24 protein-coding genes and 1 tRNA gene are annotated in these 26,700 nt (G+C 73.6%); 3 read left to right on the top strand and 22 right to left on the bottom strand.

The features are described from left to right. Nucleotides 1–35 precede the first annotated feature (35 nt). The 11 genes from atpA to GMA12_RS01055 form a co-directional block, all read right to left on the bottom strand. Entirely contained in the window at nucleotides 36–1,661 is a 1,626-nt protein-coding gene (atpA, locus tag GMA12_RS01105; RefSeq protein ID WP_047802195.1) for a F0F1 ATP synthase subunit alpha, read from the bottom strand. Between the two features lie 148 nt (nucleotides 1,662–1,809). Then, entirely contained in the window at nucleotides 1,810–2,622 is an 813-nt protein-coding gene (locus GMA12_RS01100) for a F0F1 ATP synthase subunit delta (RefSeq protein WP_156266368.1), read from the bottom strand. Continuing rightward, the gene (locus GMA12_RS01095; protein ID WP_047802197.1) at nucleotides 2,622–3,173 is read right to left on the bottom strand and encodes a F0F1 ATP synthase subunit B; all 552 of its coding nucleotides are present in this window, start codon (nucleotides 3,171–3,173) and stop codon (nucleotides 2,622–2,624) included. Before GMA12_RS01095 ends, GMA12_RS01100 begins: the two co-directional genes overlap by 1 nt. Nucleotides 3,174–3,220: 47 nt before the next feature. Beyond that, nucleotides 3,221–3,424, bottom strand: coding sequence for an ATP synthase F0 subunit C (gene atpE / locus GMA12_RS01090; protein WP_017833261.1), 204 nt, complete (start codon nucleotides 3,422–3,424; stop codon nucleotides 3,221–3,223). Between the two features lie 117 nt (nucleotides 3,425–3,541). After that, a complete protein-coding gene (gene atpB / locus GMA12_RS01085; protein ID WP_240898510.1) occupies nucleotides 3,542–4,273 on the bottom strand; it encodes a F0F1 ATP synthase subunit A in 732 nt (243 codons plus the stop codon). A gap of 93 nt (nucleotides 4,274–4,366) precedes the next feature. Next, nucleotides 4,367–4,777, bottom strand: a complete 411-nt coding sequence (locus GMA12_RS01080) for an AtpZ/AtpI family protein (protein WP_240898536.1) — start codon at nucleotides 4,775–4,777, stop codon at nucleotides 4,367–4,369. Next, a complete protein-coding gene (locus tag GMA12_RS01075) occupies nucleotides 4,764–5,234 on the bottom strand; it encodes a hypothetical protein (RefSeq protein WP_156266364.1) in 471 nt (156 codons plus the stop codon). Before GMA12_RS01075 ends, GMA12_RS01080 begins: the two co-directional genes overlap by 14 nt. Continuing rightward, nucleotides 5,231–6,343 (bottom strand): MraY family glycosyltransferase, encoded by a 1,113-nt coding sequence (locus GMA12_RS01070; RefSeq protein WP_370829798.1) that lies wholly within the window; start codon nucleotides 6,341–6,343, stop codon nucleotides 5,231–5,233. The genes GMA12_RS01075 and GMA12_RS01070 overlap by 4 nt, the downstream gene beginning before the upstream one ends. After that, nucleotides 6,340–8,250 (bottom strand): polysaccharide biosynthesis protein, encoded by a 1,911-nt coding sequence (locus tag GMA12_RS01065; protein WP_156266362.1) that lies wholly within the window; start codon nucleotides 8,248–8,250, stop codon nucleotides 6,340–6,342. The genes GMA12_RS01070 and GMA12_RS01065 overlap by 4 nt, the downstream gene beginning before the upstream one ends. Before the next feature lie 68 nt (nucleotides 8,251–8,318). After that, nucleotides 8,319–9,164 carry a glycosyltransferase gene (locus GMA12_RS01060; RefSeq protein WP_370829794.1) on the bottom strand — a complete coding sequence of 282 codons (846 nt, stop codon included), beginning with the start codon at nucleotides 9,162–9,164 and terminating at the stop codon, nucleotides 8,319–8,321. After that, entirely contained in the window at nucleotides 9,161–10,072 is a 912-nt protein-coding gene (locus GMA12_RS01055) for a glycosyltransferase family protein (protein WP_156266360.1), read from the bottom strand. Before GMA12_RS01055 ends, GMA12_RS01060 begins: the two co-directional genes overlap by 4 nt. Before the next feature lie 170 nt (nucleotides 10,073–10,242). Here GMA12_RS01055 and GMA12_RS01050 point away from each other — a divergent pair, with 170 nt between their 5' ends. After that, a complete protein-coding gene (locus tag GMA12_RS01050; RefSeq protein WP_162459311.1) occupies nucleotides 10,243–11,214 on the top strand; it encodes an NAD-dependent epimerase/dehydratase family protein in 972 nt (323 codons plus the stop codon). 109 nt (nucleotides 11,215–11,323) lie between these two features. On the opposite strand, the gene GMA12_RS19375 is transcribed toward GMA12_RS01050, so the two are convergent. The 9 genes from GMA12_RS19375 to argS form a co-directional block, all read right to left on the bottom strand. Next, a complete protein-coding gene (locus GMA12_RS19375; RefSeq protein WP_162459310.1) occupies nucleotides 11,324–12,355 on the bottom strand; it encodes an L-threonylcarbamoyladenylate synthase in 1,032 nt (343 codons plus the stop codon). Nucleotides 12,356–12,359: 4 nt separating this feature from the next. Next, nucleotides 12,360–13,250 carry a peptide chain release factor N(5)-glutamine methyltransferase gene (prmC, locus tag GMA12_RS01040; protein ID WP_156266356.1) on the bottom strand — a complete coding sequence of 297 codons (891 nt, stop codon included), beginning with the start codon at nucleotides 13,248–13,250 and terminating at the stop codon, nucleotides 12,360–12,362. A gap of 16 nt (nucleotides 13,251–13,266) precedes the next feature. Beyond that, nucleotides 13,267–14,349: a peptide chain release factor 1 gene (gene prfA, locus GMA12_RS01035; protein WP_156266354.1), complete on the bottom strand. Its 1,083-nt coding sequence runs from the start codon at nucleotides 14,347–14,349 to the stop codon at nucleotides 13,267–13,269. Nucleotides 14,350–14,474: 125 nt separating this feature from the next. Beyond that, the gene (gene rho / locus GMA12_RS01030; protein ID WP_162459309.1) at nucleotides 14,475–16,733 is read right to left on the bottom strand and encodes a transcription termination factor Rho; all 2,259 of its coding nucleotides are present in this window, start codon (nucleotides 16,731–16,733) and stop codon (nucleotides 14,475–14,477) included. Nucleotides 16,734–17,057: 324 nt separating this feature from the next. Then, nucleotides 17,058–18,014: a homoserine kinase gene (gene thrB / locus GMA12_RS01025; protein ID WP_156266350.1), complete on the bottom strand. Its 957-nt coding sequence runs from the start codon at nucleotides 18,012–18,014 to the stop codon at nucleotides 17,058–17,060. 6 nt (nucleotides 18,015–18,020) lie between these two features. After that, nucleotides 18,021–19,130 carry a threonine synthase gene (thrC, locus tag GMA12_RS01020; RefSeq protein WP_062734773.1) on the bottom strand — a complete coding sequence of 370 codons (1,110 nt, stop codon included), beginning with the start codon at nucleotides 19,128–19,130 and terminating at the stop codon, nucleotides 18,021–18,023. A 92-nt stretch (nucleotides 19,131–19,222) separates the two neighbouring features. After that, complete coding sequence (locus tag GMA12_RS01015; protein WP_062734774.1) at nucleotides 19,223–20,545, bottom strand: homoserine dehydrogenase; 1,323 nt, start codon at nucleotides 20,543–20,545, stop codon at nucleotides 19,223–19,225. Further along, a complete protein-coding gene (gene lysA / locus GMA12_RS01010) occupies nucleotides 20,546–21,994 on the bottom strand; it encodes a diaminopimelate decarboxylase (protein ID WP_156266348.1) in 1,449 nt (482 codons plus the stop codon). Between the two features lie 4 nt (nucleotides 21,995–21,998). Continuing rightward, nucleotides 21,999–23,669, bottom strand: coding sequence for an arginine--tRNA ligase (argS, locus tag GMA12_RS01005; protein ID WP_162459308.1), 1,671 nt, complete (start codon nucleotides 23,667–23,669; stop codon nucleotides 21,999–22,001). Between the two features lie 105 nt (nucleotides 23,670–23,774). Here argS and GMA12_RS01000 point away from each other — a divergent pair. After that, nucleotides 23,775–23,847, top strand: a tRNA-Arg gene (locus GMA12_RS01000). Nucleotides 23,848–23,974: 127 nt separating this feature from the next. Then, nucleotides 23,975–25,369 carry an APC family permease gene (locus GMA12_RS00995; protein ID WP_156266344.1) on the top strand — a complete coding sequence of 465 codons (1,395 nt, stop codon included), beginning with the start codon at nucleotides 23,975–23,977 and terminating at the stop codon, nucleotides 25,367–25,369. 9 nt (nucleotides 25,370–25,378) lie between these two features. Here the strand turns inward: GMA12_RS00995 and GMA12_RS00990 are convergent, their stop codons facing one another. Both GMA12_RS00990 and GMA12_RS00985 read right to left on the bottom strand, forming a co-directional pair. Continuing rightward, entirely contained in the window at nucleotides 25,379–25,768 is a 390-nt protein-coding gene (locus GMA12_RS00990) for a hypothetical protein (RefSeq protein ID WP_156266342.1), read from the bottom strand. A 104-nt stretch (nucleotides 25,769–25,872) separates the two neighbouring features. Continuing rightward, on the bottom strand, nucleotides 25,873–26,700 hold the full coding sequence (locus GMA12_RS00985) for an ABC transporter ATP-binding protein (protein ID WP_162459307.1): 828 nt from the start codon (nucleotides 26,698–26,700) through the stop codon (nucleotides 25,873–25,875).

Here is a 26,700-nt window from a genome sequence, read left to right as displayed (position 1 = left end):
GGTGCGCCGCCGCGGCGGCGCACCGGACCGACCGGTTACTTCCTGACGATCCGTTCCTGGTCGACCTTCGAGGCGTCGATGGCTTCGTGCTCCTCGTGCCCCGGCTCGATGCCGTGCTTGGTGCCCCGGAAGTCCCGCTTGACCTCGGCCACGGCGGTCTCGAGGGCGGCGACCGCGTCGTCCTCGAGCTTGCCGGTCCCCACGATGGAGTCCATGACGTTGGTGGTGCGGCGGACGTGGTCCAGCAGCGCCTGCTCGAAGTCCAGCACGTCGGCGACCTCGACCTCGTCGAGGTGGCCGTTGGTGCCGGCCCAGATCGACACGACCTGGTCCTCGACCGGGTACGGGGTGTACTGCTTCTGCTTCAGCAGCTCCATCAGGCGCGCGCCGCGGGTCAGCTGCTGGCGGGAGGCCGGGTCGAGGTCCGAGGCGAACATCGCGAAGGCCTGCATCGACCGGTAGGAGGCCAGCTCCAGCTTCAGCGTGCCGGAGACCTTCTTCATCGCCTTGACCTGCGCGGCGCCGCCGACGCGGGACACCGAGATGCCCACGTCCACGGCCGGGCGCTGGTTGGCGTTGAACAGGTCCGACTGCAGGAAGATCTGGCCGTCGGTGATGGAGATGACGTTGGTCGGGATGAAGGCCGAGACGTCGTTCGCCTTCGTCTCGATCATCGGCAGACCGGTCATCGACCCGGCGCCCAGCTCGTCCGAGAGCTTGGCGCAGCGCTCGAGCAGGCGGGAGTGCAGGTAGAAGACGTCGCCGGGGTACGCCTCGCGTCCCGGCGGGCGGCGCAGCAGCAGCGAGACGGCGCGGTAGGCCTCGGCCTGCTTGGACAGGTCGTCGAAGACGATGAGCACGTGCTTGCCGCCGTACATCCAGTGCTGGCCGATGGCCGAGCCGGCGTAGGGGGCGAGGTACTTGATGCCGGCGGCCTCGGAGGCCGGGGCGGCGACGATCGTGGTGTACTCCAGCGCCCCGTTGTCCTCCAGGGTCTGGCGCACGCCGGCGATGGTCGAGGCCTTCTGGCCGACGGCCACGTAGATGCAGCGCACCTGCTTGTTGACGTCCCCGGACTCCCAGTTGGCGCGCTGGTTGAGGATGGCGTCGACGGCGATCGCCGTCTTGCCGGTCTGGCGGTCGCCGATGAGCAGCTGGCGCTGGCCGCGCCCGATCGGGATCATGGCGTCGATGGCCTTGATGCCGGTCTGCAGCGGCTCGTGCACCGACTTGCGCATGGTCACGCCGGGGGCCTGCAGCTCCAGGGCGCGGCGGCCCTCGGCCTCGATGGGGCCGAGGTCGTCGATGGGCATGCCCAGCGGGTCGACCACGCGGCCGAGGTAGGCGTCGCCCACGGGCACGGAGAGGACCTCGCCGGTGCGCTGCACCTCCTGGCCCTCCTCGATGCCGCGGAAGTCGCCGAGGATCACGACGCCGATGTCGCGGGTGTCGAGGTTCTGCGCGAGGCCGAGCACGCCGTTCTCGAAGCGCAGCAGCTCGTTGGCCATGACCGAGGGCAGGCCCTCGACGCGGGCGATGCCGTCGGAGGCGCTGCTGACGCGGCCGACCTCGGTTCGTTCTGCGGTGCCGGGCTCGTAGGACGCGGCGAATTCGCTCAGCGCGCTACGGACGTCGTCGGCATTGATGGTGACTTCGGACATGTCCTGTCCCTGCTCTCCTAGTTCGTGATCACTGCGTCGGCGGTGACCGTGAGTCCATTGTCGTGGCGGAAGGCTGCGCCGGTCCACCGGCCGGTGCCGTCCGGCCGGCGGGGCGGTGCCCCCGCCACGGCGGCGCGCGAGCCTCGGCTCAGGCGCCGATCCGCTGGCGCAGCGCGTCGAGGCGGGCCGCGACGGAACCGTCGATGACCTCCTCGCCCACCTGCACCTTGAGCCCGCCGATCAGCGCCGGATCGACGTCGACCGTGAGCTTGAGGTCCTTGCCGTACAGCGTGTTGAGCTGGTGCTGCAGGCGGGCCCGCTGCTCGTCGGTCAGCGGGCGGGAGGCGCTCACGTGGGCGATCCAGCGCTGGCGGCGCGCCGCGACCTCTTCCGCGAAGCGCTCGACGAGACGGCCCACCAGGGCGCCGCGCGGCGAGAGCACGGCCTGCTCCAGGAGCAGCAGCGCCTCCTCGGAGGCGCCCGGGCTGAGCCGGCGGGTGAGCTGCGTCTTCGACTCCACGTCCGCGCGCGGGTCGCTGAGCGCCCGCTGCAGCTCGTGGGAGCCGTCCAGCACGGTCTTGAAGGCGATGAGCTGGTCCACGACCTCCTCGATGCCCTCCAGCCCGCCGCGGTTCTCCGCCGACGCCGCGGTGAGGACCACCCCGGCATGCTCCAGGCCGTCGGCGAACTCGCGGTCGTCGCCCCAGCGCCGGCCGGTCATCCCGGCGACGATCTCCACGGCGTCCGCGGAGACCTTGCCGGTGAACAGCCGGCGGACCACGTGGGCCCGCTGCTCCCCCGAGTACGAGGGGTCCACCAGGGCCCGGCGCACGGGGCCGTTCTCGTCGAGGACGGCCAGCACGGCGAACAGCTCACGCGCGAGCGCGGGGCGGGCGGAGCCGGCCCAGCGCTCGGCGTCGGCGGTGGCCTGCTGACGGTATTCGTTCGCTGCGTCTGTCATTACCGCGCCGCACCCGCGTTCCGCTGCTGCTCCGACTCGAGGTCGGCGAGGAAGCGGTCGACGACCCGGCCGGCGCGGGCGTCGTCGTCGAGGGTCTCCCCCACGATCTTCGACGCCAGCGTGGTGGCCAGCGCGCCCACCTCGTTGCGCAGCGAGACCACGGCGGCCGAGCGCTCCGCCTCGATGGTCCGGTGCGCGTTCTCGGTGATGCGCGCGGACTCGGCGTTGGCCCGGTCCTTGAAGTCGGCCAGGATCTTCTCGCCCTCCAGGCGGGCCTCCTCGCGGATCTTCTGAGCCTCCAGGCGCGCGCTCTCGAGCTGCTGGTTGTACTCGTCACGCGCGGCGGCGGCCTCGGCCTGCGCGGCCTTCGCCTTGGCGAGACCACCCTCGATGGCCTCGGTGCGCTCCTGGTAGACCCGCTCGAAGGCCGGCACGACGAACTTGACGACCAGGAAGAGCAGGATCAGGAACCCGATGCCGGTGATCAGCATTTCCCAGACATTGGGGAAGAGGGGGTTCGCCCCTTCCTCGGCTGCCAGCAACAGTGTCATGTTCGCGATTCCTGTTCTCTAGGAAGGACTTGTACGGGGTGCGCCACTCAGGCGATGAACGCGAGCACGAAGCCCAGAATCGCGAGCGCCTCGACCACGGCGAAGCCGAAGAACAGCATCGGCTGCAGCACGCGCTGCGACTCCGGCTGGCGGGCGACGGACTGCATGTACGCGGCGAAGATCAGACCCACGCCGATGCCACCGCCGATGGCAGCCAGACCGTAACCAATAGCGCTGAGCGAACCAGTCATGAGGGGTGTTTCCTTTCTAGGTGCCCGGGGGCCGGGCGTCGTAGCCGTGTCGGCTCTGAACAGTTGGAGGATGGACCTGGGGCGTCCGGCCGGGGCCGGACGGGTGCTCCGCCGGGATCAGTGGCCCTCTTGCAGGGCGCCCTGGACGTAGACGGCGAAGAGGAGGGTGAAGATGTAGGCCTGGAGGACCTGGATGAGGATCTCCAGGAAGTAGATGAAGATGCCCAGCACGGTGGAGCCCACGGAGACGATGCTCAGCAGCCCGCCCTGGGTGACGAGGTAGGCGGTCATCGAGGCGGCGACCATGAGCGCCAGGTGACCGGCGAACATCGTGGCGAACACACGCAGGGCGTGGGTGACCGGGCGGATGATCAGGTTCGAGAGGAACTCGATCGGGATCAGGAAGACGTACAGGGCCTTCGGGACGTCCGGCGGCATGGTCATCTTGCCCATGAACCCGCCGAGACCGTGGCGCTTGATCCCCATGAACACCCAGGTGACGTAGGCGATGCCGGCCAGCACGTAGGCGGAGCCCGCGTGGGAGAGCGTCGGCAGCTGCACGAACGGGACGGACCCGAAGAGGTTGTTCACGAGGATGAAGAAGAAGAAGGTGAACAGCAGAGGGACGTAGGGGCGGAACTCCTTCTCGCCGATGATGTCCCGGCCGAGGTGGTTGCGCACGAAGCCGTAGCCGCTCTCCCCGAGGTACTGGGCCTTCGAGGGGACGAGCGCGCGGCGGCGGATGGCCCACATGAAGAATCCGGCGATCAGGACCACCGACAGGAGGATCAGCAGCATCTGCTTGCCGAACTCGAAGGTGCCCAGCTCGAAGAACGGAGGCAGGTGCATCTCATCGACGGTCGGGGCGGTGAATCCTCCGGTGGCGGGGAGCCTGAGGGCGGCGTTCAATGCGGGTCCTTTCTGCAGTGCTCTGGCCGGTGGTCACGGTCGGGGCGCCGAGTCCGGGCCGGACTGGTGCGGGTTGTGAGGATCAGCTCCGTCGGAGGCCTGGCTGCGACGGAGCCCCTCCTGCATGTGGAGGTACACGACGTAGATCCCGGAGGCGGCGCCGATGCACGCTCCCAGGACCACGATCCACCGGGTTCCCAGCACGCGATCCGCACCCCACCCTACCAAACTCCAGAACCCCATCCCGATCACCACGTAGAGGAGTGTCGCCAGGCCGCCGGAGAGTCCGCCACCCTCCACGAGCTCCCCCGCGGTGCGCAGTCCGCGGCCGCGGGCGGGCCCGTCCCGGCCGTCTCCCGTCCCGCCCGCCGGGCCGTCTCCCGGGTCCGGACCGGGCGGGTCCTCGGGGCCGCCGGCCGTGCCGTCGCGGTCATCCGTGCTCATGGCGCTCGGGTCTCCTGTCGTCGTGCGCCGGGGCCCCGGCGGCCCCCGCGGACTTGTCGTGCCCGTCCCCGTGCGGGGCCGGCCACCGGTCCTCGGGCACGTCCGGGCCCCGGTCCCCGTGGAGGTCCCGCTGCCGGTCCTCCTGGCGGGCGCGCAGCACCGGCCCGAGGGCCGCGCGGGTCCGCCGGGCGCTCGTGCGCCCGGCCAGGACCAGGGAGACGGCCAGCGCCCCCAGCAGGCCCCCGGCGAGCCAGCCCGGGGACAGCCAGGGCGGGGCGGGCACGGTGAGCAGCACCCAGCCGAGCACGAACACCTTCACCACGTAGCTCAGGGCGAGGGCGGGGGCCGCCACGGGCCCGGAGGCCCCCGCGGTCGCCCGGGCCACGAGCAGGGTGACCAGGTGGCTCGCGGCGATGAGCCCGGCCCCGGCGAGGGCGCTGAGCGCGGCCCCGCTCACCGCGGGGCCCCGGTCCGGCGGCGCGCCCCGCGGCGGGCGAGCAGCTCCGGCAGCACGAGGTAGAGCCCCAGCACGGCCAGGACGAACGCGCCCGCGAGCACCGTGGCCGTGGGCCCGGTGCGCAGGCCCAGGACCGAGACCACGCTCACGAGGACGGTGACGGCCGTGACCACGAGCGAGGAGCCCACGTGCGAGAGCCCGGCGTCGGTGAGCCGCTGGTAGACGTGCGAGCGGTGCGGACGGTACCAGTCCTCCCCCGCCCGGACGCGGCGGAGCAGGGTCACGGCGGTGTCGGCGACGTAGACGGCCAGCGGCGGCAGGAGGTACTCGACGTAGACGCCGGAGAGGAACGCGGCCACCGCGATGCCGGCCAGCGACCCGCCCAGCAGGTAGGAGCCGACGTCGCCGAGGAAGACGGTGCCGCGGCCCAGGTTCCACGGCAGGAACCCGGCGAAGCCGCCGGCCACGGCCAGGCCCGCCGCCACCATCCAGGTGAGGTCGTTGGAGGCGCCGGCCCAGGCGTAGAGCAGCCCGGCGGCCAGCCCGTGCAGCCCGGAGATCCCGTTGATCCCGTCCATGAAGTTGGCCATGTTGACGTAGGCGGCGATCGCGAGCGTGCCCACGGGCAGCCACCACACGGAGGTGCCGAGCACGGCCACGAGCACACCGGTGGCGGCCAGCCCGATGCCGAGCTGCGCGGCCAGGCGCCCCCGCACGGACACCCCCCGGTAGTCCTCGACCCAGCCGAGGGCCGCGCACAGCGCGGCCACCGCGAGCACGACCAGCGCCACGGAGCGGTCGACGACCACCGCCCCGGCCAGCAGGGCACCCCCGTAGGCCAGGAGCACGGCCACGGCCACCGCCAGGCCCATGCCGCGCACCACGGTGCGCTGGTGGGAGGAGCGCTCGTTGGGCACGTCCAGCACGCCCCAGCGCGCGAGCAGCGGCTTGACCACCAGGGGCAGCAGGAGGCTCAGCACGAGGGCGGGGGCGCCGACCGTCAGCGCGAGCTCGCCGAGCCGGCGCAGCTCCTCGGGGTCCGGGGCGGCTCCGGGGTCGGTGAGGTCCAGCCCGGCCGGCCGCAGCACGGGCAGCGGCGCGGCGCTCACGACGCCCTCCCCGAGGGGCTGCGCGGGCGCTGCACGGAGGTGGGCGGCGGCTGGGTGGCGGGCCGGACCACGGGGATGGTGCCGGTGTAGACCATCCCGCCGCGCACCTTCCAGGTGTGCCGGTCCAGCTGGGCCGGGTCGAGGCGGTCGGCGCGGGCGTGGGAGATCTTGGGGTGGAACGGCCGCTCGTCCGTCTCGCCGAGGCCGATCAGGTCCTCGTGCAGCTTCTCCCCGGGGCGCAGTCCCGTGATCTCGATCTCGACGTCCTCCCGCCCGCTCATCACGCGCAGCCGCTCGGCGATGTCCATGATCCGCACGGGCTCGCCCATGTCCAGGATCAGCACCTCCCCGCCCCGGGCGATCGCCCCGGCCTGGATGACGAGCTGGCAGGCCTCCGGGATGGTCATGAAGTACCGGGTGGCCGCCGGGTCGGTCACCGTGATCGGGCCGCCCTGCCGGATCTGCTCGGTGAACAGGGGCAGCATCGAGCCGCGGGAGCCGAAGACGTTGCCGAAGCGCACGGACGCGTACCGGCGCCCGGTCCGGTCCGCCATCCAGGCGGTGAGCTTCTCGGCCACGCGCTTGGAGTGGCCCAGCGCCGTGGTGGGGTTGGCGGCCTTGTCCGTGGAGATGTTCACGAACACCTCGACCTCCGCCTCCTCCGCGGCCTGCAGCACGTTGAGGGTGCCCAGGACGTTGGTCTTCCACGCCTCGTCCGGGTACTGCTCGAGCAGCGACACGTGCTTGAGGGCGGCCGCGTGGAAGACGACCTCCGGGCGCCGGTCGCGGAAGATCGCCCCGACGGACTCGGGGTCGCGGATGTCGGTGAGGACCGTGTCTCGGCCGTCGAGCAGGCCGCGGCCGGTGATGGAGATCTGCGTGCCCTGCAGCGCCGACTCGTCGCGGTCCACCATGATCAGCTCCGCGGGCTCGAAGCCCACCAGCTGGCGGCACAGCTCCGAGCCGATGGAGCCGCCCGCTCCCGTGACGAGGACGCGCCGGCCCGTGACGTAGCCGGCGATCTCCTCGAGGTCGATGTCCACCGGGCGGCGGCCGATGAGGTCCTCCATGCTGATGTCGCGGAAGTCCACGGCCTTGTGCTTGGCGGTGAGCACCTCCCCCAGCGGGGGCATGGTCATGACCCGGATGCCGGTGCCGGCCACGGCGTCGGCGACGCGGTGCATGAGCCGGGGCTCGGGGCTGGACATCGCCACGATCAGCACGGAGGCCCGCGTGCGGGCCATGACGTCGCGGACGTCGTGCAGGGTGCCGAGCACCGGCACCGACGAGATCCGCAGGTGCTTCTTGGCCGGGTCGTCGTCGAGCAGGGCCACGGGCAGGAAGTCGGAGTTCGGGTCCTGCATCATCCGGTGCACCAGGAACGTCCCGAGGTAGCCGGCGCCGTAGATCACCACGTGCTGGGCGGCGGCGCCCGGCCGGGCCGAGGCCTCCTGGTACATCCGCTTCAGGTACCGGAAGGCGGCCATGAACAGGCAGGCGAACGGGAAGGCGATCAGGGCCGTGGAGCGGGGGATGCCGATGCTCGTGCCCACCACCAGGAGCAGCACCTGGAGCAGCGCCGTGACGATGAGCGTGACGACCACGAGCAGCTTGGCCTCGTCGAAGCTGCCGAAGGAGTAGCGCCCCTTGTACAGGGCGAAGGAGAAGCCCACGACGAGCTGGGCGGCCACCGCGACGGCGGCCACGACCAGCAGTCCCGGCACGGAGATGAACTGGAGGGCCATCTCGTAGCGCAGCACCAGGGCCAGCACGAGCGCCACGATCCAGGCGGCGGAGTCCAGGAACATCTGGATCCACAGCCACGCCACCGGCTTCTCCGGGGACCCCGGCGGGGCCGGGAGCGCGGACGCCCCGGCGCGGGGGGTGCGCTCGGGCTCACCACTCATCGAGTCGTTCCTTTCGTGGTCGGGGCCGCTCACGGTCGGCTCCGGCGGGCGGGGCGCAGGGCCGGTGATCAGCGTCGGCCGGTCCCGGACACGGCCCGGTAGACCGGCCGCCGGAACCGGGTGGGGACGAAGCGGTAGCCCGCGCGGACCCCGACGTTCACTGCCCATTGTAGGAAGCCCACGTGCCCGGCCCGCAGCAGGCGGGCCTGCAGGGCCAGGTCGGCGCGGAACATCCGCATCCCGCCGCGGCGCTCGTAGGCCCCCGAGGAGACGCGGTAGCCCACCAGCGGCTCGGCCACGTTGCGCACGTCGGCGCCCGCCTGCAGCAGCCGGACCCACAGCCAGTAGTCCTCCCCCAGCGGCACGTCCTCGTAGCCCCCCACCGCCGTCACGGCGGAGCGACGAAACACCACGGAGGGGTGGCTCAGCGGGTTGCGCCGCCGGGAGACCGCCAGGATCCGGCCCGGCCCCACCGGGGCCTGCCGCAGCGCGAGCGGGCGGGTCTCGTCGTCGCCGATCTCGTGCATCGAGGAGCCGACCACGTCGGCGCCCGCCTCGATCACCGGCAGCTGCACGGCGAAGCGGCGGGGGTAGGAGACGTCGTCGGCGTCCATCCGGGCCACGACGTCGTGCCGGCACCGGGCCAGGCCCACGGTCAGGGCCGCGGTGAGCCCCTCGTTGCGCTCGAGGTCGACCCGCACCACCGGCACGGGCAGCTCCCGGGCGAGCCGGTCCAGCTCCGCCGCCAGGGGCGCGGGGACCGGGCCGTCGCGCACGACGACGAGCTCGGCCGGCCGGCGCTGCTGCTCCACCGTGCTGGACTCGGCGGCCCGGCGCAGCCGCTCGGGGGTGTCGCCGCGGTAGACGGGCATCAGCACCGAGAACTCCGGCACCGCCGCGGGGGCCGCCGTCACCGCGGACCGCCGAAGCCCCGGCCGCGCATCCCGCCGACGTAGCGGTCCGCCCACGTGAGCAGGCCGCGCACGTCCCGGCGGCCCAGGTAGTACAGGGGGTAGCCGACGAGGTCGGCCGCGAGCTGCACCGGCCGCTTGTAGCGCCACGTGGTCCAGCCGCGGTTGCGGAAGAAGTGCGCGCGCTTGAACTCGGTCTCGGGCACCACGACCTTGAGCCGGCCCGGGATCACCACGTGCTCCTCGCCCCAGCCCGGCGGGTGGGCCACGGCGGCCCGGGTGGTGGTGCCGAACGGCAGGCCCGAGCGGCGCAGGCGCACCAGGAAGTCGACCTCGTCCCCGCGCAGGAACAGCTTGAGGTCCGGCAGCCCCACCCGGAAGAACACGTCCTCGGCCACGAGGGCGCCGTTGAAGAAGGTGGCGTAGCCGGGCAGGAAGCCCAGCGGCTCGAGGTCGGCCCGGGCGTGGGTGATCCGCCCGTTCAGCCGGTAGGAGAACGCCAGGGCGGCGTGGTCCTGCGGGGCGACGATGAGCGGGGAGACCACTGCGAGCTCCCGCCGCGCGGCCTCCTCCAGCAGGATCTCCAGGCAGTCGGACTGCTCCGGGTGAGCGTCGTCGTCCATGAGCCACACGCGGTCCGCGCCCGTGGCCAGCGCGGTGAGGATCGCCAGGGAGAACCCGCCGGCGCCGCCCAGGTTGGCCAGCGACCGCACGTGGTGCAGCTCGAACCGGCCGCCGACGGCCGCCTCGAGCGCGTCGCGGGGCACCGCCTCGCGGCCCGCGTCGACGAGGCACAGCGACGCGACGGGCACCGTCTGCGCCCGCAGCGCCGCCACCAGGGTCAGGACGTCCTCGTGCCGGTCCTGGGTCACGCAGGCCACCGCCACCGTGGGCGTGGGGTCGGACGGCATGCGGATCCTCCAGGTGCGGTAGCGGGCTCCGGCGCGGCGGGGTGCCGGGGTGGGCGCCGGATCGTGCCGAGTCTAGCAAGCGGGCGCGGCCGGGGCCGGTCTGTACGATGAGCCCAGGGGCTCCGGCCCGGACGACGGCGACCGGCGCAGACCGGCGGGAAGGAAGCACCGTGACATCGACGACGTGGGCAGTCCTGGGAGCGACGGGGTTCGTGGGCTCCGCGACCGTGGCCCGGCTGCAGGCGGACGGCCAGACGGTGGTCCCGGTCTCCGCACCCCGCCTGGCGTCCGGCGCGCACACCGTCCACCACCTGCTGGAGCAGGCCGGGCGCCTGGAGTCGGTGATCGACTACCTCGCCGAGTCCTTCGCGGGGGCCCACGTGGTCGTCAACGCCGCCGGCCTCGCCGCCCCGAACCAGACGCACGAGGAGTCGCTGCTCGGCGCCAACGCGCTGCTGCCGGTGCTCGTGGCCCTCGCCGCCCGCCGCACGAGCGTGCGCCGGGTCGTGCACATCAGCACGTCGGCCGTCCAGGGCGACATCGACGTCCTGGACGAGACGCCCGCGGTGCGGCCCTTCTCCCCCTACTCGTTCTCCAAGGCCCTCGGGGAGAGCGCCCTGCTGAAGCTGCGCCGGGACTGGGCCGCCGAGCCGGGATCCCCCGTGCTCACGGCGCTGCGGGCCACCTCGGTGCAGGGCACGGGCCGGCGCACCACCGAGCGCCTGGCCCGCTTCGCGTCCTCCTGGCTGAGCTCCGTGGCCGGCGACGGCTCCGCGCCCACGCCGGTCACCTCCGTGCACGCCCTGGCCGAGTTCGTCTCCCGCGCCGGGCGCCACCCCGCAGAGCTGCCCCCGGTCCTGCTGCAGCCCTGGGAGGGGGCCACCACCGCCTCGATCCTGCGGGACGCCGGCCGCCGGGAGCCGCGGCACCTCCCGGCGCTGCTGTGCCGGGCCGCGGTGGACACCGGCTTCGGCCTGTCCGGTCTGGCCGGCAACCGCTGGCACGGGCTCGTGCGCCGGCTGGAGGTCACCTGGTTCGGGCAGCGCCAGGTGCGCGGCTGGGCCGAGGAGCACGGCGAGCTGCCGGAGCCGCGGATCAGCGAGGTGCTCCGCCAGGCCCACCTGGCCGTCGGCCGGGGCTGAGCCCGCCCGGGAGCCGTCCGGCCCCTGTCCCGCCTGCCGCCGCGCGGTGTGCCGCCCGGCGGCAGGCACCCTCGTGCCCTGCCGCCCGGTCGTCCGCCGGGGACCGGCCTCAGGCGCCGTCCAGGCCCCGGGCCACGAGCCGGGCGGCCTCGTCGACGGGCAGGGGCCGGGGCTGCCCGGGCGCGGCCGGGTGCTGCGCCCGGGTGCGGTCCTGGTCCACCGCCGGGCGGGCCGCGGGCCCGGGCACGGAGCGGGCCACGAGCGAGGCCGCGAGGCCCTGCGCGGCGGCCGCCTGCGCCGGAGCGGGCGGGGCCGGGCCGTCCGCCGGGGCGGGCGCGGGGGCCGGCACCGGGCCCGGCGCGGCCTCCGGGTCAATCTCGCGCACCGCGTGGGAGCCGGAGCCCTCGGGCCGGTCCGCGGGCTCACCGGGGGCCGCCGCGGGCCCGTCCTCGAGCTCCTCGTCCCCGTCCGCAGGCGTCACCGCGGGCACCACGGCGCGCAGCCGGGCCAGGCTCACGGCACCGTGGCGCACGAGCAGCGGGGTCTCCCCGGTGCAGTCGACGATCGTGGACGACACGGGGTCGCCCTCCGGGGTGCCGGGCCGCCCGGCGGGCCGCGAGCCGTCGTCGAGGTAGACCTCCACGGCGTCGCCGAGCATCCCGGCCGCGGCCTCGGCGCTCAGGGCGGCGGGGTGGCCGGTGCGGTTCGCCGAGGAGACGGCCAGCGGACCGCTCTCGATGAGCAGCGCCTGCGCCAGCTCGTCGTCGGGCACGCGCAGGGCCACGGTGCCGTGGGTCTCGCCGAGGTCCCAGCCCAGGGACGGGTGGGCGTGCAGGATCAGGGTCAGCCCGCCCGGCCAGAAGGCCGCGGCGAGCGCGCGGGCGTCGTCGGACACCTCGTCCGCGAGCCCGTCCAGCACTCCGGCGTGGGCGATGAGCACGGGCGGGGGCATCGCCCGCGAGCGGCCCTTGGCCGCGAGCAGGGTCGCGACGCCGCGGGCGGAGAAGGCGTCGGCGCCGATGCCGTAGACGGTGTCGGTGGGCAGCACCACGCAGGCGTCCGCGGCCAGCGCCCGGGCGGCGTGCTTGAGCCCGGCGGTGCGCTGGGCGATGCTGCTGCAGTCGTAGACGGTGTGGCTCACGGTGTCATTCTCCCATCTCCTGCCGGGCCGGCGCGGCGGGGTCCGGGATCCGCCCGGCCGTGGCCCGGTCCCGCCCCGTGAGGTCCTGGTGGCCCACGACGTCCACCAGGCCGGCCTCCCGGAAGGCGCGGGCGACGGGCTCCGCCTGGACCTCGGCGTGCTCCATGACGAAGAACCCGCCCGGGCGCAGCAGCCGCACGGCCGAGGCCAGGGCGGCCCGCGGCAGCTCGAGCCCGTCCTCGCCGCCGCCGTACAGGGCGAGCTCCGGGTCGTGCTCGCGGGCCTCCGGCTCCCGCGGGAGCGCGCCGGGCGGGATGTAGGGCGGGTTGGAGACCACCACGTCGCAGCGGCCCTCGAGCTCGGGGAAGGCGGTGCGCAGGTCGCCCCGGACGAGCTCGGCGCGGGTGCCGCGCAGGTTCCGCGCGGCCCAGGCGTGGGCGCTCTCGGACAGCTCCACGGCGTGCACCCGGGCCTGCGGCACCTCGTGGGCGACCGAGGCGGCGATCGCCCCGGAGCCCGTGCCCAGGTCGACCACCCGGGGCCGGTGCACCCCGGCGGCCAGCTGCCCGCGCAGCTCGTCCACGACGGTCTGCACCACGGTCTCCGTCTCGGGCCGGGGCACGAAGACACCGGGTCCGACGGACAGCGTCAGGTAGCGGAAGTGCGCGACGCCGGTGAGGTGTTGCAGCGGGACCCGGCGGGCCCGCTCGGCGACCAGCTCGGCGTAGCCCGCCGGCTCGTCCCCGCCGATGATGGCGCGCGCCTCGACCTCCCCGCGGGACAGGCCCAGCAGGTGGCCCGCCAGCAGCAGCGCGTCCGTGCGGGCGGAGTCGATCCCCGCCTCGGCGAGGACCTGCTCCGCCCAGCGCACCGCCTGGCCCAGCGACCTGTGCATGCCCGCTCCCCCGCCCTCAGCCGTCCTGCCGGCCGATGGCCTCGAGCCGGGCCTTCTCGTCCATCTCGATCGCGGACTGCACCACCGGTTCGAGGTCCCCGGCCATCACGTGGTCGAGGTTGTAGGCCTTGTACCCGGTGCGGTGGTCGTTGATCCGGTTCTCCGGGAAGTTGTAGGTGCGGATCCGCTCGGAGCGGTCCATGGTGCGCACCTGGGAACGGCGCTGCGCGGCGTTCTCCGCGTCGACCTGCTCCTGCTGGTGGGCCAGGATGCGGGCGCGCAGCACGCGCATCGCGGCCTCGCGGTTCTGCAGCTGCGACTTCTCGTTCTGCATGGCCACCACGATGCCCGTGGGCAGGTGGGTGATGCGCACCGCGGAGTCCGTGGTGTTCACGGACTGCCCGCCGGGGCCCGAGGACCGGTAGACGTCGATCTTCAGGTCGTTCTGGCTGATCTCCACCTCCTCCGGCTCGTCGACCTCCGGGAAGACCAGCACCCCGGCCGCCGAGGTGTGGATCCGGCCCTGAGACTCGGTGACGGGCACCCGCTGGACGCGGTGCACCCCGCCCTCGTACTTCAGGCGGGCCCACACGCCCTCGGCGGGGTCCGTGGCGGAGGACTTGATGGCCACCTGGACGTCCTTGTAGCCGCCGAGGTCGGACTCGTTGGTGGAGATGAACTCGGTCTTCCAGCCGCGGGCCTCCGCGTACTTGAGGTACATCCGCAGCAGGTCCCCGGCGAAGAGCGCGGACTCGTCCCCGCCCTCCCCCGCCTTGACCTCCAGGATGACGTTGCGCCCGTCGTCCGGGTCCCGGGGCACGAGCAGCCGTCGCAGCCGCTCCCGGGCCGCGGCGAGCTGCTCCTCCAGCGCGGGGATCTCCTCGGCGAACTCCGGCTCCTCGTCGGCGAGCTCCCGGGCCGCCCCGAGGTCCTCCTCCAGACGCCGCACCCGGTGGTGGGTCTCGGCGATCCCGTTGAGCTCGGCGTAGCGGCGTCCCAGCTTCCGGGCCTTGCCTGGCTCGGCGTGCACCGCGGGGTCGGCGAGCTGGCGCTGCAGCTCGGCGTGCTCGTCGAGCAGGGACTGGATCGGGTCCGGCATGGGACGCTCCTTCTTCGGGCGGCGGGGACGACGGGCGCCGGGCCGCGGGCGCGGGGCCCGGACACGACGACGCCGCCGCGGCCCCGACCGGGTGACCGGTGCGGGCCGCGGCGGCAGCGGGTGCGCTAGCGGTCGCTCTCGGAGCGGGCCGACAGCGTGGTCTTCTGCACCTGGAGCAGGAACTCGGTGTTGGACTGGGTGTCCCGCAGCTTGTTCGTGAGCAGCTCGAGCGCCTGCTGCTGGTCCAGGCCGGAGAGCACCCGGCGCAGCTTCCACATGATCTTGATCTCGTCGGGCGAGAGCAGGTTCTCCTCGCGGCGGGTGCCCGAGGAGTTGACGTCCACGGCCGGGTAGATCCGCTTGTCCGCGAGCGAGCGGGACAGGCGCAGCTCCATGTTGCCGGTGCCCTTGAACTCCTCGAAGATGACCTCGTCCATCTTGGACCCGGTCTCCACCAGGGCGGTCGCGAGGATGGTCAGCGAGCCGCCGTTCTCGATGTTGCGGGCCGCGCCGAAGAACTTCTTCGGCGGGTACAGCGCCGCGGAGTCCACGCCGCCGGACAGGATGCGGCCGGAGGCGGGGGCCGAGAGGTTGTAGGCACGGCCCAGGCGGGTCATGGAGTCCAGCAGGACCACCACGTCCATGCCCATCTCCACCAGGCGCTTGGCCCGCTCGATCGCCAGCTCGGCGACCGTGGTGTGGTCGTCGGCCGGGCGGTCGAAGGTCGAGGCGATGACCTCGCCCTTCACGGTGCGCTGCATGTCCGTGACCTCCTCGGGGCGCTCGTCGACGAGCACCATCATGAGGTGGACCTCGGGGTTGTTCGTGGTGATCGCGTTGGCGATCGCCTGCAGCATCAGCGTCTTGCCGGCCTTGGGCGGGGACACGATCAGGCCGCGCTGGCCCTTGCCGATGGGCGCGACGAGGTCGACGACGCGGGGCCCGATCTTCTTGGGCTCCGTCTCCAGGCGCAGCCGCTCCTGCGGGTAGAGCGGGATCAGCTTGCCGAAGTCGACGCGGTCCTTGTTGTCCTCGGCCTTCTTGCCGTTGACCGTGGTCAGCTGGACGAGGGCGTTGAACTTCTGCCGCGTGTTGTTCTGCTGCTCGCCGTCGCGCGGGGCACGGATGGCGCCCACCACCGCGTCGCCCTTGCGCAGGTTGTGCTTCTTGACCTGGGCGAGGCTGACGTAGACGTCGTTCGGGCCCGGCAGGTAGCCGGACGTGCGCACGAACGCGTAGTTGTCCAGCACGTCCAGGATGCCCGCGACGGGCAGCAGCACGTCGTCCTCGGTGAACTCCGTGTCGTCCACCTCGGGGCCGGAGGTGCGCCCGCGCCGGTTGCGGCGCTCGTTGCGCTCGGCGCGGTCGTTGCGGTCGGCGCGGTCGTTGCGGTCCCGGTCCCGGTCCCGGTCGTTGCGGTTGCGGTTGCGGCGGCTGCGACGGCTGCCGCCCTCCCCGTCCTGGCCCCGGCTGTCCTGGCCCCGGCTGTCCTGGCCGCTCTTGTCCTGGCCCTTCGACTCCTGGGGCTTGCCGCCCTTGCCGCGGCCGTCGTTCTTGTCCTGGCCGTTCCGGTCCTGGCCGTTCCGGTCCTGGCCGTTCCGGTCCTGGGCGTTCTTGTCCTGACCCCGGCTGTCCTGACCGTTCCGGTCCTGGCCGCCCTTCTCCTGGCGGTTGTCCTGGCCGCGGTTGTCCTGGCCGCGGTTCTGGTTGCGGCTGCGGTCCTGCTTCGGCTGGTCCTCGTCGCGGCCGTCGGCCGAGGGACGGTCCTCCTCGGTCCGCTGCGGGCTCTCCTGGCCGTTTCCGCCGTTGTCCTCACGGCTGCGGTTGCGCCGGTTGCGGTTGCGGCCGCGGCCGCCCTCGCCCTCCGGGCCGGAGGCGTCCTCGCCGGACGCCGGCGCGGACTGCTCGCCGGTCGCCTGCACGGCGGCGGACGGGGTGCTCGGCTCGCCGGCCTCGGCCGGACGCGCGGAGCCGTCCTGCTCCGCGGGAGCCACCACGCCGGTGCTGGTGGCCCGGCGGGAGCGGGTGCGCCGCTGCGACGGGGCCTCCTGGCCGCCCTGCTCGGCGTCGGGCTGCGCCGCCGCGGCGGGCCGGCCGGAGTCCTCGGCGGGACGCTCGGCGGCGGTGTGCTGCTCGGCGGTCTTCTCCATCGTCCGGGCGATCTTCTGCTCGACGGCGCGGTCGCGGTCGGCCACGGCGCCGCCGCGCTGGTGGGCGGCAATCGCGTCGACCAGCAGGCTCTTGCGCATCCGGCGGGCGCCAGTGATGCCGAGCTGGGAGGCGAGCGCCTGGAGCTGGGCCAGCTTGAGCGCGGACAGGCCCGCGTTCCTGGTGTCGGTGGTGGTCTCTTCCGTACCCGTGGAAAGGTCGGTGGTCTCGGTCACGAAGTGTCCTTCTCCCTCGGTGGGGGGTCCGTGGATCTCAGAGTCCAGGACCGTGATGGGTTCCCGGCGGGCCGCGAACGCGGGCCGCCGGCGGCGGGGCGCACTTCAGGGCGCGGCAGCCTGGGCGAACAGGGTGTCACCCGTCAGATCGTGGTGCGCCCCGGTCCGCAGAGTGCGGGCCGGCGCGCCGTCGGCATCGTGGAAGCCGGTGCCGGCGGGGGATCACCGGAGGATCGGAGCGGTGGAGGCGAGGAATCGTGGGCATCCGCCCGGGGCGACGCCCCTCATGATGCCCGCTGTCCTCACCGCGCCGGGCGCGGTCTCCTACCCCTGGATCTTCTGCGGGTGCTTCTCCAGCTTAGCACCCTGCCCGTCGACCCGCAGACGGAGGACACGCCAGGAGACCCCGGAGGCGCCGGCGCCGGCCGGGACGAGCTCCGCGAGGGCGCGCTCGGTCTCCTCCGCCTGCGCCGGGCCCGCGGCCAGGACCAGGACGGTCGGGCCGGCGCCCGAGATCATGGCGGGCAGCCCCCGGTCCCGCAGCGCCGTCATGAGCCGGGCGCTCGGGGGCATCGCCGAGGCCCGGTAGGGCTGGTGCAGCCGGTCCTCGGTGGCCGGCAGCAGCAGCTCGGGGCGGCGGGTCATGGCCTCCACGAGCAGCGCCGTCCGTCCGGCGTTGACCGAGGCGTCGTGGTGCGGGACGGTCGCGGGCAGCAGGGACCGTGCGAGCCGGGTGGGCACCTCGTAGTCGGGGATCGCGACCACCGGCACGACGTCCTCGTGCACGGTTACGGGGGCGCTGCGGTAGCCGTCGGGCCCGCTCCAGGAGATGACGAGGCCCCCGTAGAGGGACGGGGCCACGTTGTCCGGGTGGCCCTCCATCGCGGCGGCGACCTGCAGCAGCTGCCGGTCGTCGAGGGCGCGCCCGGCGGGCAGCAGCGCGTTCGCCGCCAGCACGCCCGCCACCACGGCGGAGGCGCTCGAGCCCATGCCCCGTCCGTGCGGGATGCGGTTGGTCGCCTCGAGCCGCAGCCCGGGCAGGTGCTCGACGCCCGCGGCGCGGAAGGCGGCGCGCATGGCGCGCACCACCAGGTGCTCCGCGGTGCGGGGCACGGCCTGCGAGCCCTCGCCGTGCAGCTCGAACTCCAGCCCCGCCTCGGTCACCGTCACGGCGAGGTCGTCGTAGTGGCCGAGCGCCAGGCCCAGGCTGTCGTAGCCGGGGCCCACGTTGCCCGTGGACCCGGGCACGCTGAGCTCGACGCGCTGCCCGATCTCGAACATCCGGGCCTACTCCAGGCCCAGCGCCGCGGCCACGGCCACGACGTCGAAGGGCACCCGCTTCGGCTCGGCCAGCGAGGGGTCCTCCAGCTCGGCGGCCTTCACGGCCCACTGTGGGTCCTTCAGCCCGTGGCCGGTCACGGTGATCACGATCGTGGCCCCGGTGGGCGCCTCGCCGGCGGCGTGCTTCTGGAGCAGCCCGGCCACGCCCGCGGCGGAGCCGGGCTCCACGAACACGCCTTCCTGCGCGGAGAGCCAGCGGTGGGCGGCGAGGATCTCGTCGTCGGAGACGGAGCCGATGAGCCCGCCGGACTCGTCGCGGGCCGCGATCGCGGTGTCCCAGGAGGCCGGGTTGCCGATCCGGATGGCGGTGGCGATGGTCTCGGGCTCGGTGACCGGGTGGCCGAGCACCAGCGGGGCGGCGCCCTCGGCCTGGAAGCCCCACATCACGGGCAGCTTCGTCGACGCGGCCGGCAGCTCCCCGGCGGTCGCGGAGTCGTAGGGCCGGGCGTACTCCTGGTAGCCCTTCCAGTACGCGGTGATGTTGCCCGCGTTGCCCACCGGCAGCAGGTGGTAGTCCGGGGCGTCGCCGAGGGTGTCGACCACCTCGAACGCGCCGGTCTTCTGCCCCTCGATCCGGTAGGGGTTCACGGAGTTCACCAGGAACACGGGGTAGGACTCGGAGAGCTTGCGCGCGACCTCCAGGCAGTTGTCGAAGTTGCCGTCCACCTGGAGGATGTCCGCCCCGTGCGCCACCGCCTGGGAGAGCTTGCCCATGGCGATCCGTCCCTCGGGCACGAGCACCGCGCAGGTGAGCCCGGCCTGCTTGGCGTAGGCCGCGGCGGACGCCGAGGTGTTGCCGGTCGAGGCGCACACGACGGCCTCGGCGCCCTCCTCCTTGGCCTTGGTGATCGCCATGGTCATGCCCCGGTCCTTGAACGAGCCGGTCGGGTTCATCCCCTCGAACTTCAGCCAGACCGTGTTGCCGGTGAGCTCCGACAGGGCGCGGGCCCGGATGAGCGGCGTGCCGCCCTCCCCCATGGTGATGACCTCGGTGGAGTCGGTGACCGGCAGCCGGTCCCGGTACTCGTTGATGACGCCCTGCCAGACGTGTGCCATGTGCTGGATCTCTTCCTGTGGACTGCGAACGGTGCGGTGGGGTGCTGGTGCCCCGGGGCGGGCGGCGCCGTGCGGGCGGACGCCGCCGGGGATCAGTCGGCGTGCTCCACGCGGATCACGCCGGTGACGTCCTCGACGAAGGGCAGCTCGCGCAGGGCCTCCACGGTGGCCGTAAGGTCCTTGTTCGTGCCCCGGTGGGTCACCAGGCGGATCTCGGAGCGCTGCGCGGTCCCGTGCGGGTCGTCCTTCTGCTGCATCGTGTAGATGGACACGCCGTGGTCGGCGAAGACCTGGGCGATCCGCGCCAGGACGCCGAGCCGGTCCTGCACGGTGAGGGTGATGGAGAAGCTGGTGCGCACGTCGTCCATGGGCACCGCGGGCAGCTGGGCGTGCGGCTCCGCGCCCTGGGCCGGGGCCCCGAGCACCAGGCGGCGGGCCGCCGAGACGAAGTCGCCCAGCACGGCCGAGGCGGTGGGGGCGCCGCCGGCGCCGGCGCCGTAGAACATCAGGGACCCGGCGTTCGCGGCCTCGACGAACACGGCGTTGTAGGCGCCGTGCACACCGGCCAGGGGGTGCTCGCGCGGGATCATGGTGGGGGTGACGCGCAGGTTCACCCCGCCCGCGCAGCGCTCGCACACGGCGAGGAGCTTGATGACGTAGCCGGCCTCCGCGGCCGCGGCGACGTCCTCGGCGGTGACGCCGGTGATGCCGCGGCAGTAGACGTCGTCGATGGTGAAGGTGGAGTGGAAGGCCAGGGACGCCAGGATCGCGGCCTTGGCCGCGGCGTCGTGGCCCTCGACGTCGGCGGTCGGGTCCGCCTCGGCGTAGCCCAGCCGCTGGGCCTCGGCGAGCGCGTCGTCGAACTGCGCGCCGGTGGTGTCCATCTGGTCGAGGATGTAGTTGGTGGTGCCGTTCATGATGCCCAGCACGCGGTCCACCCGGTCCCCCGCCAGGGAGTCGGCCATGGGCCGCACGATCGGGATCGCCCCGGCCACGGCGGCCTCGTAGGAGAGGGGCACCCCGGCGTCGTCGGCCGCGTCCTGCAGCTGGCGGCCGTGCCGGGCGATGAGCGCCTTGTTGCCCGAGATCACCGGCTTGCCCGCGTGCAGGGCGCGCAGGATGCGGCTGCGGGCGGGCTCGATGCCCCCGGTGAGCTCGATGACCACGTCCGCGGCGTCGATGAGGGCCTCGGCGTCGGTGGTGAACAGCTCCTCGGGCAGCTCCACGGTCCGCCGCGCGGCGAGGTCCCGCACGGCGATGCCGGCCAGCTCGATGGGGGCGCCCACGCGGGCGGCCATCTCGGTGCTGTGGTCGAGGAGGATGCGGGCCACCTCGGCGCCGACGTTTCCTGCCCCGAGCAGGGCGACCTTCACGGTCGTGGTCGGGCGGGGGGTCGCAGGGGTCGAGTCGCTCAATCAGGCTCCCAGGTCGCGGGCGAACAGGTCTTCTTCGGTCTCGCCCCGCACGATGAGCCGGGCCTCGGGCCCGTCCGCGGCGGTGCGCACGGCGACGACCGGCGGGCGGGCGATCCAGTTGTAGTTGCTGGCCAGGGCCCAGCAGTAGGCGCCCGTGGCCGGCACGGCCAGGACGTCGCCGGGGGCGAGGTCCTCGGGCAGGTAGACGTCGCGGACCACGACGTCCCCGGACTCGCAGTGCTTGCCGACCACCCGGGAGAGCACGGGGGCGCCCTCCGCGCGGCGGTTGGCGAGCACGGCGGTGTAGTCCGCGCCGTAGAGCACGGGACGGGCGTTGTCGCTCATCCCGCCGTCCACCGACACGTAGCGCCGCCGGGCGCCGTCCTCGACGGTCACGGTCTTCAGCGTGCCCACGGTGTAGAGGGTGCACGCGGAGGGCCCGGAGATCGCCCGGCCGGGCTCGATGGACAGGTGCGGGACGGCCATGTGCAGGGACCGGGCCGTGGCGGCCACCTGGTCCGCCAGGGACTCGGCGATCTCGCGCGCCGGGCGCGGGGTGTCCGCCTCGGTGTAGGCGATGCCGTAGCCGCCGCCGAGGTCGAGCTCCGGCAGGGTCAGACCGAAGCGCTCGTCGGCCTCCGCCATGAAGGTCAGCACCCGCTCGGCGGCCTTCCCGAAGCCGTCGGCGTCGAAGATCTGGGAGCCGATGTGGCAGTGCAGGCCGCGCAGGTCGAGGTCGGGGTCCACCACGCAGGCGGCGACGGCCTGCATGGCGGGGCTGTCCCCGCCGTCCTCGGGCGCGGCCAGGGACAGGCCGAACTTCTGGTCCTCGTGGGCGGTGGCGATGAACTCGTGCGTGGAGGCGTGCACCCCCGGGGTCACCCGGATCATCACCGGCGCCACGACGCCGAGGGTGCGCGCCAGGTGGGCGACGAGCTCGATCTCGGCCAGGGAGTCCACCACGATCCGCCCGAGCCCGTTGTCGAGGGCCCGGGTGATCTCGGCGGCCGACTTGTTGTTGCCGTGCAGCGCGATCCGGGCCGGCTCCATGCCGCCGCGCAGGGCCACGGCCAGCTCCCCGCCCGAGGAGGTGTCGACGTTGAGCCCCTCCTCGCGGATCCAGCGCACCACCTCGGTGGTCAGGAAGGACTTCCCGGCGTAGTAGACGGAGACCTCCGCCCCGATCCGCGCGAACGCCTCGGTGAAGGCCGTGCGGAACTCCCGGGCGCGGGCCCGGAAGGTGTCCTCGGAGTAGACGTAGGAGGGGGTGCCGTAGCGCTCGGCGAGCTCCGTGGCGGGGATCCCCGCCACGGTCAGCACTCCCTCGGCGTCGCGCCGGAAGGCCTCGGGCCAGATGGCCGGGTCGAGCGCGTCGAGGTCCTCGGGCACGCTGAGCCACTCCGGGGCCAGCGGCGAGCCTCCGGTGCGGGTCGTGGGGTCGGCGGTCATGCGATCACATCCTCTCGGGGGCCGACACGCCGAGCAGGCCCAGGCCGTTGGCCAGGACCTGGCGTGCGGCGTCGTTGAGCCACAGCCGGGTGCGGTGCAGGTCGGTGACGTCGTCGTCGCCCTGCGGCGCCACGCGGCAGACGTCGTACCAGCGGTGGTAGGTCCCGGCGAGGACCTCCAGGTGGCGGGCCACCCGGTGCGGCTCCCGGAACTCGGCGGCCTGCGCGAGCACCGAGGGGTACTGGCCCAGGGCCGCGAGCAGCTCCCCCTCCATCGGGTGGTCGAGCAGGGCGGCGTCGAACACGGCCTCGCCGTCCGCCCCGGTGCGGGACACCCCGGCGGCCTCGGCGTTGCGGCCCACGGCGCAGGTGCGGGCGTGGGCGTACTGGACGTAGAAGACCGGGTTCTCGTTGGACCGGCGGGTCAGCAGGTCCAGGTCGATGTCGATGTTGGAGTCCACGGAGAACCGGGTCAGCGAGTAGCGGGCGGCGTCCACGCCGACGGCCTCGACGAGGTCCTCCATGGTCACCACCGTGCCGTTGCGCTTGGACATCCGCACGGGCACCCCGTCCTTGACCAGGTTGACCATCTGGCCGATGAGCACCTCGACCCGCTCCGGGGCGTCGCCCAGGGCGGCCGCGGCGGCCTTGAGCCGGGCCACGTAGCCGTGGTGGTCGGCGCCGAGCATGTAGATGCACAAGTCCGCGCCGCGGTCCCGCTTGTTCTTGAAGTAGGCGATGTCCCCGGCGATGTAGGCGGCCTGGCCGTCGGACTTGATGACCACCCGGTCCTTGTCGTCGCCGTAGGCGCTGGAGCGCAGCCACCACGCCCCGTCCGCGAAGTAGAGGGCGCCGGAGGTCTTCAGCTGCTCGAGCAGGCCCTCCACCGCGCCGTTGCTGAACAGCGACTGCTCGTGGAAGTACACGTCGAAGTCCACACCGAACTCGTGCAGCGAGGACTTGATCTCCGCGAACATCAGCTCCACGCCGGCGGCCCGGAAGCCCTCCTGGGGGTCCCCGGAGTCGAGCACACCGGGGTTCTCGGCCACGATCCGCTCGGCGATCTCGGTGATGTACTCCCCGCCGTAGCCGTCCTCCGGGGCGGGCCGGCCCTGGGCGCGGGCCAGCAGGGAGCGGGCGAAGCGGTCGATCTGCGCGCCGGCGTCGTTGAAGTAGTACTCCCGGACGACCTGCGCGCCCTGCGCCTCGAGCACCCGCGCGAGGGAGTCGCCGACGGCGGCCCAGCGCGTGCCGCCCAGGTGCACCGGGCCGGTGGGGTTCGCCGAGACGAACTCCAGGTTGATGGAGGTCCCGGCCAGCGCGTCCGCCCGGCCGAAGGCCTCCCCCTGCTCCACCACGGTGCGGGCGATCCCGGCGGCGGCGGCGGCGTCGAGGGTGATGTTCAGGAAGCCCGGGCCGGCCACGTCGACGGCGGCCACGCCCGGGGTGCCCTGCAGCCGGTCCTGCACGACGGCGGCGACGTCGCGGGGGGGCCGGCCCACCTTCTTGGCCAGCTGCATGGCGACGTTCGTCGCCCAGTCCCCGTGCTCCCGGTTCTTCGGTCGCTCGATGCGCACCTCCGGCAGCGCGGCGCCGTCGGCGAGGGCGAGATCGCCCTGGGCCACGGCGTCCTGCAGGCATGCGGATACGGCGAGAGAAAGTTGTTCTGGAGTCACCGGACCAGTGTAACCGGGCGCTCCGGAGGCCCCGTGCCGGGCGGGGAACGACAGCCGCGCAAAACCTGCTAGTATCGTCGAGGTTCATCGCTGAGGCGGTGAAAGGCCCGCGTAGCTCAGGGGATAGAGCGTCTGCCTCCGGAGCAGAAGGCCGTAGGTTCGAATCCTACCGCGGGCACCCCGAAGCACACAGGGCCCCGGACCGAACGGTCCGGGGCCCTGTGTCGTTCGCTGTGTCGTTCGCCCTGTCCTTCCCCGTGCTCCTGCCGCACCGCCCCGCCCGGCGGGGCGCATAGAGTGCCCCCATGACTCCACAGCACACTGTCGGTTCCGCGCTGAAGCGGGACATCACGGGACCGCTCCTGTTCCTTTTCATCCTCGGCGACGTCCTCGGCGCCGGCGTCTACGCCCTGGTGGGCGCCATCGCGGGCCGGGTCGGGGGCGTCACCTGGGCCCCCATGGTGCTGGCCCTGGTGCTGGCGCTGCTCACCGCGGCCTCCTACGCCGAGCTGGTCACCAAGTACCCGCGGGCCGGTGGCGCGGCGGTGTTCGCCGAGCGGGCGTTCGGCGTGCCCCTCGTGTCCTACCTCGTCGGGTTCTGCATGCTCGCCGCCGGCGTGGTCAGCGCCGCCGCCCTGGCCCTGGCCTTCAGCGGGGACTACCTCTCGGTCTTCCTCGACGTCCCGCCGACGGCCGGCGCCGCGGTCTTCCTGGTCCTGGTGGCCCTGCTCAACGCGCGCGGGATCAAGGAGTCCCTGCGGGCCAACGTCGTAATGACCGCGGTCGAGCTGACCGGCCTGCTGATCGTCGTCGCGGCCGCCGCCGTCCTGCTCGGCCGGGGCGAGGGCGATCCCGGCCGGGCGCTGAGCTTCGGCGAGGGCGTGGACCCGATCCCCGCGGTCCTCGGCGGGGCGCTGCTGGCCTACTACTCCTTCGTGGGCTTCGAGACCTCCGCCAACGTCGTGGAGGAGCTCCGGGAGCCCTCGCGCACCTATCCCCGGGCGCTGTTCGGGGCCCTGGCCGCGGCCGGGGTGATGTACGTGCTGGTGGGCACGGCGGCCTCCGTGGTCCTGCCGGCGGAGCAGCTCGCGGCCTCGAGCGCCCCGCTGCTCGACGTCGTCTCGGCCTCCGGCATCGCCGTCCCGGGCTGGCTGTTCAGCCTCATCGCGCTCGTCGCGGTGGCCAACGGCGCCCTGCTGACCATGATCATGGCCAGCAGGCTGGCCTACGGCATGGGGGTGCAGGGGCTGCTGCCCGGCGTCTTCACCCGGGTCCTGCCGCTGCGCGGCACCCCGTGGGCGGCGATCGCCGCCACCACGGCCGTGGCCGTGGTGCTCACCACCACCGGCGGGGTCGTGGTCCTCGCCGAGACCCTCGTGCTGCTGCTGCTGTTCGTCTTCCTCAGCTCCAACATCGCCGTGCTCGTGCTGCGGCGGGAGCGGGTGGAGCACGAGCACTTCCGCGCCTGGACGCCGCTGCCCGTGCTGGCCGTGCTGTCCTGCCTCGTCCTGCTGTCCCAGCAGAGCGCCGAGGTCTGGTGGCGCGGCGGGATCCTGATCGGGGCCGGGGCCGCCCTCTACGCCGTCGCCCGGCTGACCGGACGACGCCCCGGGGCCCCGGGCCGCGACGACGTCACCGCGGACGATGGCTCCCCGGCGGCCACGGAGGACGTCTCCGCCCGGACGGGGCGCCGCGGCTGACGCTCGCGGTCAGGGCCGGTCGTCCCGCTCGTCCCCGAGGGCGGGGCGCCCCGGCCGGCGGCGGAGCTCGTCGGGGTCGTACGGGCGCACGGGCGCGTCGCCGAACTGCTCGTCGAGCAGCAGGTCCTCCGGGTGGGGACCCTCCCCCGCCGACCGGCGCCAGTTGAACCCGAGGATCGCCAGGGCCCCGCCGCCGAGCAGGGTCGCCGCGCCCACGACGGTGACCACCACCCCGCGCGTGGTCAGCCCGGCGTCCTGCCCGGCCGAGACGCGGGCCAGGTCGTGGATCGCCTCGGGCACCGTGAACGTGGAGACGAACAGCGCCACCACGCCCACGGCCAGCATCCACCCCCCGGTGCGTCGGCGGCGGGCGCGCTGCTGCTCGGTGGGCTCGGGCACGGTCGGGGCCTCCTGGGCTGGTGGGGTCTCGCGCTCAACGGCGACGGGGCGGGCCGTGTCCGGCCCGCCCCGTCCGCCCGTCGTGGACGGTCACGGACCTGCGGTCAGTGGCCGTCCTCGGTCTTGACGCTCTCGAACAGCGTAGCGTCGTCGAAGGCGCCCTGCTCCGCCCCCGGCTGGAGCCGGCGGAACTGCTCGAGCAGGCCCGGGACGGTCATGGTCTGCTTCTGGGCGGCGTCGAGCTCGAAGAGCACCCGCCCCTCGTGCATCATGATCAGCCGGTTGCCCAGGCGCAGCGCCTGCTCCATGTTGTGCGTGACCATCACCGTGGTCAGGTGCTGCTCGGCCACGATGTCCGCCGTGAGCCGGGACACGAGGTCGGCCCGCTGCGGGTCGAGCGCCGCGGTGTGCTCGTCGAGGAGCAGGATGCGCGGCTCGGAGAACGTGGCCATGAGCAGGGACAGGGCCTGGCGCTGGCCGCCCGAGAGCAGGCCGACCTTCGCGCCCAGCCGGTTCTCCAGCCCGAGCTCGAGGCTGGCGAGCTTGTCCCGGAACAGCTGCCGGCGGGCGCCGGTGAGGCCCGGGACGAGTCCGCGCTTCTTCCCCCGCTGGAGGGCGATGGCCATGTTCTGCTCCACCGTCATGGTCGGCGAGGAGCCCTTCATGGGGTCCTGGAAGACCCGCGAGAGGTACCGGGCGCGCTTGTGCTCGGGCAGCCGGGTGACGTCGGCGTCGTCGACCCGCACGGTGCCGGTGTCCGGGATCAGGGTCCCGGAGATCGTGTTGAGGATCGTGGACTTCCCGGCGCCGTTGGAGCCGATGACGGTGAGGAAGTCGCCCTCCTGGAGGGTCAGCGAGACGCCGGCGAGGGCGCGGCGCTCGTTGACGGTCCCGGCGAAGAACGTCTTGTGGACGTTGTCGATGGTGAGCAC

The organism is Kocuria sediminis, assembly GCF_009735315.1.
GTDB classification, from domain to species: Bacteria; Actinomycetota; Actinomycetes; order Actinomycetales; family Micrococcaceae; genus Kocuria; species Kocuria turfanensis.
The sequence above is the reverse complement of the archived record's forward strand: the minus strand, read 5'-3'. Positions and strand labels throughout refer to the sequence as shown.